The 14,389-nt window shown below is 65.5% G+C and carries 10 protein-coding genes; 4 read left to right on the plus strand and 6 right to left on the minus strand.

Annotation, left to right across the window (positions count from 1 at the left end; all coding sequences use genetic code 11):
* Positions 1 to 13: 13 nt before the first annotated feature.
* The gene (locus KIK15_RS08340) at positions 14 to 1,183 is read right to left on the minus strand and encodes an ATP-binding protein (RefSeq protein ID WP_214243706.1); all 1,170 of its coding nucleotides are present in this window, start codon (positions 1,181 to 1,183) and stop codon (positions 14 to 16) included.
* A gap of 280 nt (positions 1,184 to 1,463) precedes the next feature.
* Between KIK15_RS08340 and KIK15_RS08345 the strand changes: the two genes are divergently transcribed.
* Both KIK15_RS08345 and KIK15_RS08350 read left to right on the plus strand, forming a co-directional pair.
* Positions 1,464 to 2,273 (plus strand): hypothetical protein, encoded by an 810-nt coding sequence (locus tag KIK15_RS08345; RefSeq protein WP_214243707.1) that lies wholly within the window; start codon positions 1,464 to 1,466, stop codon positions 2,271 to 2,273.
* The gene (locus tag KIK15_RS08350) at positions 2,273 to 3,889 is read left to right on the plus strand and encodes a DNA polymerase Y family protein (RefSeq protein WP_214243708.1); all 1,617 of its coding nucleotides are present in this window, start codon (positions 2,273 to 2,275) and stop codon (positions 3,887 to 3,889) included. The genes KIK15_RS08345 and KIK15_RS08350 overlap by 1 nt, the downstream gene beginning before the upstream one ends.
* A gap of 5 nt (positions 3,890 to 3,894) precedes the next feature.
* On the opposite strand, the gene KIK15_RS08355 is transcribed toward KIK15_RS08350, so the two are convergent.
* Together KIK15_RS08355 and KIK15_RS08360 are read right to left on the minus strand one after the other, a co-directional pair.
* A complete protein-coding gene (locus KIK15_RS08355; protein WP_214243709.1) occupies positions 3,895 to 5,190 on the minus strand; it encodes a serpin family protein in 1,296 nt (431 codons plus the stop codon).
* Positions 5,191 to 5,238: 48 nt separating this feature from the next.
* A complete protein-coding gene (locus tag KIK15_RS08360) occupies positions 5,239 to 6,363 on the minus strand; it encodes an alanine racemase (RefSeq protein WP_214243710.1) in 1,125 nt (374 codons plus the stop codon).
* A gap of 931 nt (positions 6,364 to 7,294) precedes the next feature.
* Here KIK15_RS08360 and KIK15_RS08365 point away from each other — a divergent pair.
* Positions 7,295 to 7,879: a hypothetical protein gene (locus tag KIK15_RS08365; protein ID WP_214243711.1), complete on the plus strand. Its 585-nt coding sequence runs from the start codon at positions 7,295 to 7,297 to the stop codon at positions 7,877 to 7,879.
* Between the two features lie 519 nt (positions 7,880 to 8,398).
* Here the strand turns inward: KIK15_RS08365 and KIK15_RS08370 are convergent.
* The 3 genes from KIK15_RS08370 to KIK15_RS08380 all read right to left on the minus strand — a co-directional run bounded on the left by KIK15_RS08370 (position 8,399) and on the right by KIK15_RS08380 (position 10,899).
* The gene (locus tag KIK15_RS08370; protein ID WP_214243712.1) at positions 8,399 to 9,121 is read right to left on the minus strand and encodes an immunity 49 family protein; all 723 of its coding nucleotides are present in this window, start codon (positions 9,119 to 9,121) and stop codon (positions 8,399 to 8,401) included.
* A 143-nt stretch (positions 9,122 to 9,264) separates the two neighbouring features.
* The gene (locus KIK15_RS08375; RefSeq protein ID WP_214243713.1) at positions 9,265 to 9,633 is read right to left on the minus strand and encodes a hypothetical protein; all 369 of its coding nucleotides are present in this window, start codon (positions 9,631 to 9,633) and stop codon (positions 9,265 to 9,267) included.
* 729 nt (positions 9,634 to 10,362) lie between these two features.
* Positions 10,363 to 10,899, minus strand: a complete 537-nt coding sequence (locus KIK15_RS08380; protein WP_214243714.1) for a hypothetical protein — start codon at positions 10,897 to 10,899, stop codon at positions 10,363 to 10,365.
* A 140-nt stretch (positions 10,900 to 11,039) separates the two neighbouring features.
* Between KIK15_RS08380 and KIK15_RS08385 the strand changes: the two genes are divergently transcribed.
* The gene (locus KIK15_RS08385; RefSeq protein WP_214243715.1) at positions 11,040 to 14,339 is read left to right on the plus strand and encodes an error-prone DNA polymerase; all 3,300 of its coding nucleotides are present in this window, start codon (positions 11,040 to 11,042) and stop codon (positions 14,337 to 14,339) included.
* Positions 14,340 to 14,389 lie beyond the last annotated feature (50 nt).

Raw genomic sequence — 14,389 nt, forward strand, 5'->3', positions numbered from 1 at the left:
CGCGAGGCGGCGGTCAGTCGGTGGAGTCGGCGCTCGTCGGCCCGAATGTCCCGGTGAACGCCACCGGCGCGCGGGACGGATGCGCCCCGTGACGTACCAGGTACTCGCGGAAATAGGGTGTCGCGAAGTCGACCTGCCCGCGCCGGGGCTGGAAGATCAGACCCTGATCTTCCAGTACCGCACGCACATTGGAGGCCGCCTGGATGGTGATGCCCAGGTGTTCGGCCACCGTGGAGGTGGCGGCCGGGCCGTCGGTGTCGGCCATCGCAGCCAGGTAGTCACGTTGCTGGGTGGTCAGGGTGATCAGCGCTGGTTCGTGCACCATCGACCCCATCAGCTCGGTGGCCCGGGCGATGGCGGCGTCGACGTCGGCGGCACTGATCGCCTCGGCGTCGGGGGTGGCGCGCCAGGCGACGTCGCCGATGAGTTGGGTGAGGTAGGGATAGCCGTAGGTGGCGGCGGTGGCCCGATCGAGATCGGCGGGATCGATGTGTCGTCCGTTGGTGGCGATCGGTTCGAGCAAGGCGATGCGGGCACTGTCCCAGCCCAGCGGGGCCACGTCGATGCGGATCGCCCGCCGCAGGAACGTGGTGTGGGGGAAGTCGAGCAGTTGGTCGAGCTGATGCGGTAACCCGGCGGCGGCGAAGGCGATGGGCCGGTTGTCGCGACGCAACTGTTGGACTGCGGCCCCGATGGTGGAGGTGTCGGTGAGCGAGTTCTTCTCCACCTCGTCGAGGGTCAGCAGGATGCCTGAGTGTGGATTGCGTTCGGCGATGGCGTCGAACAGGTCGCTCAGTCGCGAGTACAGGCTGGGGACTTCCTGATTGCGGCGGGTCGCCGAGGTGGTGATGCCGCCGAGCGAGGCGATGGAGGCGCCGGTGACGATGCGGTCGATCGGCGTTCCCTGCACCTTGGCCAGGGCACGCACGATGGTGGTGCCCACCAGGTGATCGACCACGCCGGGGGTGGCGATCTCCGAGAGCACCACCCAACCGCGATCGGTGGCGGTGTCCTCCATGGCGCTGAGCAGAACGGTCTTGCCCATGCCGCGATGCCCGCGCACCAGGTACTGCTCGGGGCTGCCCTCGTCGAGGCGTTCACCCACCCGACGCAGGATCTCGTCGCGGCCCACCAGAGCAGGTGGAAACGACCCGAAACCGGGCTGGAACGGACTGGTGGTCATCGGGCGCCCCGCTCGTGGTGAATCGTGGTGACTTTGTGCCACATGTATACCACTCGATACTGACATTGCTGTTCAGAGCACTCTTTTCTGTGATGAATACAAGTGACAAAGTTCTGCTGTCCACTCTGCAGACAACCTCGTTGACGATTGTCGGACCCCACCTCTACCCTCAGATACGAAAGCATGTTCGACTGATCGTTGAGTGTTCGCACCTTCCCTGCGCACACCTTCCCCGCGGTGAGTGGATGCGTTGGAAAGTGTTGTCTTCGAGGGAGAGATCATGACGTCTGCGTACGCGCGGGAAGCCGATCGACGGGTGGCCGAGACCCTGGCCGAACTGCGGGCCAAGCTCGCTGCGGCTTCGGCGGAAAAGTCGGCGCCGGTGGTGCCTGAGGGCCAGGACACGGTGACCGTGGCCGCCTCCGAACGCCCCGAACGGCAGCTGTTACCCACCCCTGAAGTGCTCGCCCCGTTGTTTCCCGGCGGCGGGTTGGCGCGGGGAACGGTGGTGGCGGTCGACGGCGCCCGGTCGGTGTTGGTGTCGATGATCGCCGAGGTCACCGCGGCCGGCGGATACGTCGCGGTGATCGGGCTGCCGCATCTGAGCCTGCACGCCGCCGCGGAGATGGGGGCGGATCTGTCCCACATCGCTACCGTCGGGGCCCCCGGACCTGATCCGGTCGAGGTGGCCGCGGTGCTGCTCGATGGACTCGATCTGGTGGTGGTGGGGCTCGCCGGTGCGTCGGTACCCCCGTCACGGACCCGGGCGGTGATGGCGCGAGCACGTGCCAAGGGTGCGGCGATGCTCGTCACCGACGGCGTCTTCTCGGGTGCACATGCCACCCTCACCGCGCAGGTGGCCGACTACCGTCACCTCCCGTATCGGCATCTGGGACATGGACGTATCGCGGGGCTGTCGCTGACGGTGGCAGCCACCGGCCGAGGTATGCGACGCATCGAGACCGGGCTCGACGTGGTGTCACAGCGCGGCCGGGTCCGGCTGGTCGCCGCCACCCCGGGCACGGCGGTCGGCGAGTCGACCACGCCACAGCCGCAGGTGGGATCGCGGTCGCTGTCGGTGGCCAACTGATGACCGCGACCGCGGCTCCCGCAGTGGTGGCCATCGACCGGACGGCCGGACGCCGCACCCTGGCGCTGTGGTGCCCGGACTGGCCAGCGATCGCGGCTGCCGCCGAGGCCGATCTGTCTCCGGATCGGCCGGTGGCTGTCATCTCCGCCAACCGGGTCACCACGTGTTCGGCTCCGGCCCGGGCGGCCGGGGTACGCCGCGGCATGCGTAAACGCGAGTCGCAGGCGCGGTGTCCCCAGCTGCATGTGGTCACCGCCGATCCCGGTCGCGATGCGCGGCTCTTCGATCCGGTGGTGGCAGCGGTGACGCAGGTGATCCCCACCGTGGAGGTGTTGCGGCCGGGGCTGATGGTGTTGCCCGCGGCCGGGGCAGCGCGCTACTTCGGCAGCGAGGAGACCGCGGCGGAGAAGCTGATCGACGTGGTCGCTGCCGGTGGGGTGGAATCGCAGACCGGTATCGCCGATGAGCTGTTCACCTGCGTGGTCGCAGCGCGGCACGGCCGCATCGTGGCTCCTGGTGGCGACGCCGCATATCTGGCGCCGCTGCCCATCGCCGAACTCGGTGCCGAGCCCAGCCTGTGTGAGCCCGAGCGTGAGGATCTGATCGATCTGTTGTGGCGCTTGGGTGTTCGGACCATCGGGACGTTCGCCGAGCTGGCCTCATCCGATGTGGCCACCCGGTTCGGCTTCGACGCGATCGCCGCGCATCGGGCGGCGCGGGCTCTGCCCGGTCGGCCACCCTCGGGGCGGTTACCTGCCACCGATGTGGTGATCGACCACGAGTGTGATCCGCCGATCGACCGGGTGGACGCCGCCGCGTTCGTCGGTCGCCGGTTGGCCGACGAGTTGCATCGCGCCCTGCTGTCGGCGTCGGTGGCATGCACGCGACTCACCGTGCACGCCAGCACCACGGGGGGACAACACTCCTCGCGTACCTGGCGCTGCGCCGAGCCGCTGACACCGGAGGCCACCGCCGACCGCATCCGTTGGCAACTCGACGGGTGGCTCACCGGGCGCGCGGGCGATCGCCCCGACTCACCCATTTCGCGGTTGCGTCTGGAACCGGTGGAGGTGGTCGATTCCGGTGCGCTGCAGTTCGGTCTCCGGGGAGCAGGGGTTCCTGGTGGCGACGGTGAGGTGGCTGATCGGGCGCGTCGGGCGTTGGTGCGGGTGCAGGGACTGCTCGGTGGCGACGCGGTGTGCATCCCGGTGCCCAGTGGTGGGCGAGGGGCGGCCGAACGGATCACGTTGGTGCCCTTGGGTGATGAGCTGGTCCCGGCCACCGACCCGACCGCCCCGTGGCCGGGTCGGGTGCCCGAGCCCGCACCGACGGTGGTGCTCGACGCCCCGGTGACGGTGTGCGACGACGTCGGCGATCCGGTGCAGGTCACCGCGCGGGGTGCGTTCAGCGGCGAACCCGCCACCGTGGTCTGGGGATCACGGCAGTGGTCGCTGCAGTGGTGGGCTGGACCCTGGCCGGTGGACGAACGCTGGTGGGCCGCACCCGACGAGCGGGTCGGTACCCATGCCAGAGCTCAAGTGCTGCTGGATGATTCCCGCGCCCTGTTGCTGCGGTACCAGCAACAGTCCTGGGTCGTGGAAGGCGTCTACGAGTGACGGCTTCAGGTGCTGCGCGGATCGCTGACTACTCCGAGGAACAGCGGCAACGCGGTGGAGGTGTCGACGATCTGGTAGACGAAGGGGCGGTCGGCGGTGAACCTGATGCCCTGATCAGGCGTTGCAGTCGGACCCACGTCGATCTTCGTCACCGCGGCGGCCACCGTGCCCTTCTCACCGACGGTGATGGTGCCACTTTGGGCGGCGCGGGTGACCATCAGTCCGGGGCTGATGCCGGACAGGTCGGCACGATCGGTGAACAGTGATCGAATTCCCATGGTTTGCAATGCCGTACGGAGATCGATCGTCTCGGTGCTCTGCCACCGGGGGAGCGTCACGTCGACGGTGCGGGGTTGGGCGGACTTGAGTTCGGCGGCGACCGAGGACAACACCGCATCGGTCAGCACTGTGCTCGTGGTGGCCCCGGTAGCGGGCAGCACCACCTGCATGGCGAGTTCACCTGTGCCGTAGGGCAGTTCGATCGCGGTCCAGCCGGGTCCCTCGGCGATGCGGAAGGCACCAGAGTTCGCCATCATCGGCGTGCGCACCACCCGATCCGGTGTCACCGAGAATCGGCCCTGCTCTACGGTTTTCGCGGCCGGGAACGGTGAGTTCCAGGCTGCTGCCAGGTACACCGTCGACAACAGCGACAGCAGGGTGCTCTTGTCGGGTGGGTTGGGTGCGCGAGTGATCTGACTGCCGGTGTTGACCGTGGTCCATTCGTTGATGGCGCGTTGGGCCTGATCGGTGGAGAAGTCCACCGGGTACACGCCGGTGTCGAAGTAGCGACTCAGCTCCACCAGATACTGCTTGCCGATCGGATACGACTTCTGCGCGAACACCCCGGTGGCCTGCCGGAACACCGGTGGGGTGGGCGGATTCTGCTCGTCCACCTTGCCTGGGTCGCCACCGACGGCTGTCACCTGACCGGTCAGCGCTGCCACCGCGCGCGGCGTGTACGGCCCTGCCGCACGGTCGATCTCGTCGGCGGTCGCCCCGCGCGCACCGGCACGGACCATCGCCAGCGCCGTCATCAGACTCCACGGGGAGACGATCCGGTTGGCCCCTGCGGCCGACTGGCCGGCGATGGCGACGCCCAACCGGCGGGTGGCCCCGACCAGCGATTCCGAGTCGGCGCGTACCTCGTCGATGCCGATCTGGGTGAACGTCACGCTTGGCGCTTTGCTCAGCTGTGCCGTCGAGGGACCTTCAGTGTTCGAGGCGCACCCACTGATCAGCAGGACCCCGGTGCAGGTCAGTGACATGGCGGTGGTCCACAACCGGCGCGGGCAGAGTGTCATGCGGCGATCTTATGGGCGGTGACCGCCGATCTCGGTGAGTACTTTCACTCACCAGTTGGCGCCGCGGGCCAGCACCGGCCACCGGTCCAGCAGTTCGCCATCACGCATCACCATCAGCTCGTCTACCAGGTTGACTGCGGTGCACACGTGATTGGGGGCCACCGCCAACCGGGTGCCCAGCGCGGGGGCGGGGCGGTCACCGAAGTCGACGGTGGCGTGATGCTCAGACAGCGCGACCACCCGGGCGTCGGGGTACGCGGGCAGCCGACCGAACCCGGTGGTCCACGGCGGGCGGTCGGCGCTGAGAATCTTGCTGCCGCAGTCGAGTACGGCTCGATGCGGTTGTCGATGCACGACGGTTGCGATGGCCACCAACGCCACGTCGTCGAAGGTGGCGGTGCCCATCTCCACCTGTTGGGCGTCGTTGAACGGATACACCCCCGGCCGGATCTCGGTCACCACATCGGGATCGGCGAGCGTGGCGGTGGGAGTGGATCCGCCGCTTCGGATTCTTGGTTCCACACCCACCGCACGTAGCGCCTGCGCCCCGGCGCTCAGTGCACGTGACTCCTGCTCGCCGGCCGATTGGGCGGTACCGGGGCCGTATCCATGGCCGGGGAAGGTGAACACCCCCACCACCGGTAGACCTAGCGAACGCCCATGGGCTGCAATCACTCCCGCGTGTGCAGGATCGGTTCCGGTGCGGTGGTGGCCGGAGTCGAGTTCCACCAGCACCTCCACCTGGCCCATCATGGACCCGAGGCCGCGCGCGAGCGCTGTTGCCCCGTCGATCGAGTCGACGGCCAATCGCAGCGACGTGTGTGCCGCGATGGCCCGTAACCGTGTTGCAGTCGATGCGGTGACCCACAGGGGATAGGCGATGAAGAGATCGTCGACGCCGATGGCCGCGAACGCCTCGGCCTCGCCGATCGTTGCCACGGTCAATCCGATTGCGCCGCTGCCGAGTTGACGCTGGGCGATCTCAGCGCACTTGTGGGTCTTGGCGTGCGGACGCAGATCGACACCGGCGTGTGCCGCCCAGCGGGCCATCCGGGTGAGGTTGGCGTCGAGGCGAGCCAGGTCGACCGCCAGATACGGGGTGTCCACCGCCTCATTGTGCGCTGTCCGTGTGGAGCCTGTTAGGAAATTCGTCACGTAGTAACGTGATTGCATGTACGTTGCCCTTTTTCTTCTTGTAGGCATTATCGTCGCTCTGCCAATGTTGGCAGTTTCAAGTGTTATCGCGTTTGGCATATCGATTGCAACCAAATATCCTGTGAAAATAGTTCGCAGGACGCTTAGCGGTCTCTTTTCGGTAGTATTTTTTATACTCTTCGTCGCATACTCTGGTTGGGATCTGACATCTGGCGTTTTGGGAATCAGTGCGCTCATTGGTTCCCTGGCGACGGTTGTGATAGTCGAGCTAGCTTTTCGCAGAAGGCAATCGTCCATGCCCTAGCCTCTTTCAAGGACGACGCGATCCGATCTCCCGAACCAATGGATTCGAGTGAAGATGATCTCTCAGTTCGGCAGCCTCCGGTATAGTCATGCATGTGGACAATCTCGACCGGCAACAAGTTCAGCTCGGGCCGTTCGACGAAGTTCTTACCGCGAATCTGAACTCGTCTGCCTTGCTGTCGCGCCATTTGCAGTAGATGCGATTCCCGCTAGGGCAGTTCGGCGCGCGAGTCTTGAGCTAACTCCCGCCGATTCCGCAATCACCCGGGCTAGCGACGAGATTCTGACGTTTGACTACATCCTGACGAACAAGTCGCCCCGCGAGTGGATCAACTACGGTGAAGACAAATCTACGGTAGCAGTCTATGTTGACGAACTGGCGCTAGGGTTTCAAGTCGTTGGAATTGGAGACCCGCTACCCAATTTGGCACCGGGCGCAGCGATACGCATTCCCGGGTCTCTGACGGGCGAGCTTACGAAAGGAGAGCATCGAGTTCGTGCGGATCTTGTAGACCTCGTGCTTCGCGCAAAGTTTGATATCAAACTTACGTTGACCTAAAATGTACTAGCGCCAAAAGCGTGGAGTCCAGACAGCCATTCCATCCGTAAAGTACTCATACATCTCGTTAACCTGGAGGCGCATACGATGCCAGATTTAACGCCACCGAATCAACGTCCGGTGCAAGTGCAGCTCGAGGTAGACATTGTGCAAACCGACCGCGTGGCAGTCTGGGTCACGTCAATATTTTCCTATCGAGACGCCTTCACCTTCGAACTCAACATACGAAAGAAGGAATCGACAAAGTACATCGACACATACGGTTTCGGACGGCCGCCTTCGGATCAAACTGCAGGGCAAGTGTTGTTTGGGATGGAGTTTGCTGATGGATCGGTCGTAAGTAACTTGCCGAACCAGCGGCGCAGCGCACTCCACTTCAGCCATAGCTGGGGTGGTCGCCAAGCCGCAGGTACACGATTTTATTCGGAATTACTCCCAGTGCCTGGGGATGCCATCGTCTATTTTGCGTGGCCGTACTACGGAATTGGTGAGTCCAACACCCGCGTGAATACGGATCCAATTCTCGAAGCAAGCCAACAGGCGATAGTACTCTGGGATGAGAAATCCGACGTGATCCACACTGTGCCTGAAGATGAGGCAGAGCTGGCAATTCCATCAGGCGGATGGTTCGAGAAGCAGGCGGGTTCAGGCGGTGGAAGCATCAGCGCATAGTTCGGCGACCACTTCGCTTGGCTTCTTCCAGTCGTGGATCTTACGGGGTCGGTCGTTGATCTCAGCGGCCACCGCAGCGAGGTAGCGGGGGTCGCTGGTGATGGCGACACCCTTGGGAAGTATTCACGCACGATCCGGTTGAGGTTGTCGTTGCTGCCCCGCTCCCACGGCGAGTGTGGATGAGCGAAGTACACCGGCAGACCGGTCGCCGACACGCTTCTTGAGCCGCCGGATCTCGGCATACCCATCGCTGCTCACCCCGCGGCGCTGCCCAGCATCGATCTGGGCCTTCCGCCGCCACCGCCGCAGCGTCTCCTCAGCGATCTGACGCTTGGCCGAGATCTGACGGATCGCTTCAAACTCGCCAGAGCTCGACATCAGACTCCAACGCCGTCTCCACCATGCGCACAGACTGCTGCCGGAACTCCGGCGGATACTGACGTGGCATAGCTCCATCCCCTACAAAGATCGGAACTAAACCTGGGGTACTTCAGGGGTACCTCACAGCGTTACGGGTGCTCAGTTGGGTGTGGTGGTGGGGTACCAGCCGGGGTGGATGAGTCCGGTGGGGAGGTAGTCGGATTCGACTGTGAGGGTGAGTCCGTGGTCGGTGGCGAGGGCGCAGGTGGCGGCGATGGGGATGGATGTGTAGCCGGCGCAGTCGCGTGATCGGTGGGTGTGGGCGGTGTAGTAGGTGTGGTGGGCGTGGACCGCGGCGGTGACCGCGGTGGTGAATGCTGTCTGGTCGCCGGTGGCGATGGTGGCGAGGATGGCGAGGATGGGTGCTTCGAGGAGGGTGGCTTCGTCGGGTTCGACGTAGCCGGGGTTGGTGATTGCTTCTTGGGCGGCGGTGAGGTGGTCGGTCCAGGTGGGGTCGTTGTTGTCGAGGGCGGTGAGGGCGCGGTAACGGTGGATGCGGTGTTGTGGCCAGCGTCCGGTGGGGATGACGTGGTGTTCGGGGAGGGCGTGGATGGCGCGTCGGGATTGTGGTGATCGAGATAGTGCGTAGAACCAGAACAACTGGATCCAGTCGTCGAGGGTGGCTTTGCGGATGGGTCCGGCGCCGTTGAGTGTGTGGGGTGTGTTGACGATGTTGATGGTGATGGTGGTGCCGGGTGGTGTTGCGGCGCCGAGGAACAATCCGGCGTAGAGGTCGGTCGCCATGGTTGCGGCCCAGCGGGTTGCGGGTTGCTGGGCGAGGGGATCACTCGTGCTGAACCACTTCACTGCCGACGCTGCCATGGCTGCAGAAAACATGTTCTTCGTAACATCGTCTGGAATGTTGTGTACTCTCCTGTGGAGTATCTGGATGGAGTCGTCCATGTTGCGTTGGGCGCGGTCAAGATCGAATTCGTGCCGTTCGATTGTGTTCATTCGGTTGCTCCTCATTTGTCGATATTGAATTGCTGGGCTACGGATCCTGTCCAGCGTCCCGAGCTGTCGACGGTGGGTCGGATCAGCAGATACTTTAGTGATCCGTCGTCGAGTCCCATTTGCAGAGCGTCGCGAACTTCCTGGTCCTCTCGATCCGAGTTGGACAGGTCTTCGACGTATTCGCGTGTTCCCTGTTGTACACGTTCACCGTTGACGATCTTCGATCCGAGGTCGGCGTTGACGCCTTTGGCTTCGACCAGGACCGTTTTGGATGGTCCTCCGTTCTTCGGGGTGAGTAGGAAGACCTGATCGGCTTCGCCTGGACCGTTTGGCTTGGTCGGGTCGGTCAGCGGGCGAATGTCGTATTGCTCGCCGTACATCTGGTGTACCCGGTCACGGGCCACCTCGAGGCCGAGCTTCTCGCCGAGATCTCGGACTTGGGTGTGTGCTTTGGCCAGTTTGTTGGCTGTGTCGGCGGTGATGTCGCCCTGTTCAGCGATTTCACGATCGGCTTGTTTCCGAAGATCGTTCAGTGCCGCAATGGCTTCGGCGCGTTGGGTGGCGATGGGGTCGATGGTGGATCGGGCGTTTTCGTTGGCGGCGGCCTGCTCACGCGGACCGAGGGTGGCGTAGGTGTCGATGCGGTCCTCGATGAGGATCGGTTTGCCGTCCGCGCCGATCCGGGCTTTGGGGATGGGGTTGCCGAAATCATCGGTGGCGTACTGGTCTTTGCGCTGCAGCGTCCCGTCGGGGCCGGGCGCCTTGTAGAACCGCTTGACGAAGGCGGGGTTGTTCAGTCGCTCTTGGGGAGTGGAACCGTAGTCGATCGGTTCTGCTGCCTGCTCAGGCTTTGCCGGTGTGCTGGGGGTCGACTTCGGATCAGCCGGTTTGGGGGCTGGGCCCGGCTTCGGGGCGGGCTTTTGTGCGGGTGTGGGCTGGCTGGGTTTTGGTGCGGGTGCTGGTTTCTCGGCGGGGGCGGCTTTGGCGACCGGGGGTGTCGAACGGGCCGGGGCTGGGGTGGGATCGGCAGTCTTGCTGGGGGTGTCGGGGTCGTTGGGTCCGGCGGGTTTGGTGGGTGCGGTCTGCTTGGACGGTGCGACCGGCGCGTCTTAGGGCTGTGGACGCGCTGGTGTGGGCTGGGCGGGAGTCGGGGTGCTGGGGGTCTGGGCGGGTGTGGCGGGGGTGGTGGGTCGGGTGGGAGCGGTGCGGTTGGGTGGTCCGCGCGGTGAGTCCGGCGAGTTGCCGGGCTGCCCGGGGGTGGCGCCGGGGGTCAGGCCGGGGATCTGGGGAACCGGGGGAACATTCTTTTGGCCGCTGGCCTCGCAGGCCTGCACCTGGGCGATGAGGGCTGCACCCTGGGCCTGTAGCTGTGCTTTGCGTGCGTTGTAGGTGGCGACCTGGGCGGGGCTGCCGCCGCCGGCGGCGTTGATGGCGGACACTTCGGAGTTGTATTGCTGCCCAGCGGCTTTCCAGGCGGCGATCTGGGTGGGTAGGTCCGTTGCGCAGGAAGTGAACGCTGATGCGGGTGCTTCGGTGGCGAGCACAGCGCTCAGGGCTGGTGCGCCGATCAGCACGGCCAGGGCGAGTAGAACTGCGGTCACCACGCGGCGAAGTGGCGTGCTGGTGATCGGAGGGGACGTGGTCATCCGGTGACGCCTTCACATTCCAGTGCCCGGCGGGCTGCCAGACGGTACGGAAAGTGAGATGCGGTCAGTCACCCAAAGGTTCCTGGGATCGGCGAGACCGACGGCTGGTGAGTCGAATACATGTTCGATACACTTGATCGGTGGGCTGGAACGAAGGGCCGCCGACCTGGGCGGAGATGGAGCGCGTCCTGTCGGGACGCGCTCCATCTGACGGTCGACCTGGCGAAACGTTCCCCGGGGATGGCAGCGACAGCCCGGCCTGGTCGCGGACCCGTCAGCCGTTTGCCGCCGACGGGATCAAGCGGGGTCGTAGCTCGGTGCGCTACGCCGAACTCCACGCCCATTCGGCGTATTCGTTTCTCGACGGGGCGTCGATGCCCGAGGAACTGGTCACCGAGGCGCAGCGGTTGGGTCTCGACGCCCTCGCCGTCACCGACCACGACGGGTTCTACGGGGTGGTGCGATTCGCCGAGGCCGCCCGAGAATGTGGCCTGCCCACGGTGTTCGGCGCCGAGTTGTCCCTGCAGCATGACGCCGCCCGCACCGGCACCCCCGATCCGCATGGCAACCACCTGCTGGTCATCGCACGTGGACAGGAAGGCTATCGGCGACTGTCGAGGCAACTGGCGGCGGCGCACATGGCGGCCGGCGAAAAAGGGTTGCTGCGCTACGACCTCGACGCCCTGGCGCAGGCAGCACGCGACTCCTGGCTGATCCTCACCGGCTGTCGCAAAGGCTCGGTGCGAGCCGCGTTGGAGACCGAGGGCCCCGATGCTGCAGCGCGCGAACTGCGCTGTTTGATAGACCGTTTCGGCTCCGACAACGTGGCCGTGGAGCTCACCGCCCACGGCGTACCCACCGACGACGAACGCAACGCCGCCCTCGCCGAGCTGGCCGCAACGCACCGCGTGCCCACTGTCGCCACCACCGGCGCCCACTTCGCCGCCCCGAACCGGCGCCGCCTGGCCATGGCGATGGCCGCAGTGCGGGCCCGCAGCAGTCTCGACGACATCGCCGGCTGGCTGGCGCCGCTGGGTGGGGCGCACCTGCGCAGCGGCGACGAGATGGCGCGGCTGCTGCCCACCCACCTCGACGCCATCGACAACGCAGCACAGTTCGGGGTGGACTGCGCCTTCGAATTACGTTTGATCGCACCAGATCTGCCCCCGTTCGACGTACCCGACGGACACACCGAAGCCAGTTGGCTGCGGGAGTTGACCATGCGGGGCGCAGCCGATCGGTACGGCACCCCGACCGGGCACCCCAAGGCCTACCGACAGATCGAACACGAACTCGCCATCATCGAATCCCTCAACTTCCCAGGCTATTTCCTGGTGGTCCACGACATCGTGGACTTCTGCAAGCGCAGCGGCATCCTGTGCCAGGGCCGCGGTAGCGCAGCCAACTCGGCGGTCTGTTACGCACTCGGGGTCACCAACGTCGACCCGGTGCGCAACAGCCTGCTGTTCGAACGGTTCCTCTCACCCGAGCGGGACGGCCCACCCGACATCGACGTCGACATCGAATCCGATCGCCGCGAAGAGGCCATCCAGCACGTCTACGCCACATACGGCCGCGAGTACAGCGCGCAAGTCGCCAATGTCATCACCTACCGGGGACGCTCGTCGGTGCGAGACATGGCCCGCGCCTTGGGGTATTCGGTCGGACAACAGGATGCCTGGAGTAAACAGGTGAGCCGATGGGGCCGCGCCGTGGACGAATCGGAGAATCCCGAGCACGACATCCCCGACGACGTGCTGGACCTGGCCCAGCAGATCTCCGGCATGCCCCGACACCTGGGCATCCACTCCGGAGGCATGGTCATCTGTGACCGTCCCATCGCCGACGTCTGCCCCACCGAGTGGGCGCGAATGGCCAATCGCAGTGTGCTGCAATGGGACAAGGACGACTGCGCGGCCATCGGCCTGGTCAAGTTCGACCTGTTGGGGTTGGGGATGCTCTCGGCCCTGCACTATGCGATCGACCTGGTGGCCGAACACAAAGGCATCACCGTCGACCTGGCCCGTATCGACCTGGCCGAGGCCGCGGTCTACGACATGCTGTGTGCCGCCGACTCGGTCGGGGTGTTCCAGGTGGAATCGCGCGCCCAGATGGCCACGCTGCCCCGGCTCAAACCCCGTCGGTTCTATGACCTGGTGGTCGAGGTCGCCCTCATCCGCCCCGGCCCCATCCAGGGCGGGTCGGTGCATCCCTACATCCGCCGCCGCAACGGGTTGGAGGCCACCAGCTACGAGCATCCGTCGCTGATGCCTGCACTGGAACGCACCCTGGGGGTACCGCTGTTCCAGGAACAGCTGATGCAACTGGCGGTCGACGTGGCCGGCTTCGACCCCAGTGAGGCCGATCAGCTACGTCGGGCGATGGGTTCCAAACGGTCGCCGGAGAAGATGCAGCGGCTCAAGCAACGGTTCTACGACGGCATGCGCGACACCCACGGCATCACCGGAGAGGTGGCCGACCGCATCTTCGAGAAGCTGGCCGCTTTCGCCAACTTCGGTTTCCCGGAAAGCCATTCGCAGAGTTTCGCCGCCCTGGTGTTCTATTCGTCGTGGTTCAAATACCACCACCCGGCCGCGTTCTGCGCCGCACTGCTGCGGGCTCAACCGATGGGGTTCTACTCGCCGCAGTCGTTGGTGGCCGATGCGCGTCGGCACGGGGTGGCCGTCCACGGCCCCGACATCAACATCTCGCTGACGCACGCGAACCTGGAGAACCACGGCCTCGACGTGCGGATGGGGTTGGGGTCGGTGCGCCACATCGGCGACGACCTGGCCCAGCTGATCGTCGACGTACGCACCGCCGACGGCCCGTTCGCCAGTCCGGCCGACCTGGCCCGGCGCGCCGAGCTGAGTACGCGGCAGCTCGAATCACTCGCCACCGCAGGGGCATTCGACTGCTTCGGTGGCAGCCGACGGCAAGCCCTGTGGGATGCAGGCGCCGCCTCGGCTGAACGCGCCGACCAACTGGCATTGCAGGCGGCGAGCAGTGCCCCGGTGCTGCCAGGCATGAGTGGGGTGGAGTTGGCTGCCGCCGACGCCTGGGCCACCGGGGTGACCCCGAACGTCTATCCCACCCAGTTCCTGCGGCCCCGACTGACCGCGCTGGGGGTGATCCCCGCCGACGGGTTGCTCGCGGTGGCCGACGGGTCGCGGGTGCAGGTGGCCGGTGCGGTCACCCACCGTCAACGTCCGGCGACCGCCTCGGGGGTCACGTTCATCAACCTCGAGGACGAGACCGGGATGGTCAACGTGGTGTGCTCGGTGGGCCTGTGGAAGCGCTACCGACGGCTGGCGCAGAACGCGACGGCGTTGATGATCCGCGGCACCGTCCAGAACGCCGAGGGCGCGGTCACCGTGGTGGCCGAACACCTGCAGCAACTCGACCTCAAGGTGGGTACCCGCTCACGCGACTGGCGATGACAACCTCTGGTAGGGATAGACAGGTGTGCGATGGGAGTGGTGAGAGTGGA

The sequence above is a fragment of the Williamsia sp. CHRR-6 genome, assembly GCF_018474015.1.
In the GTDB taxonomy this organism is placed as follows: Bacteria; Actinomycetota; Actinomycetes; order Mycobacteriales; family Mycobacteriaceae; genus Williamsia_A.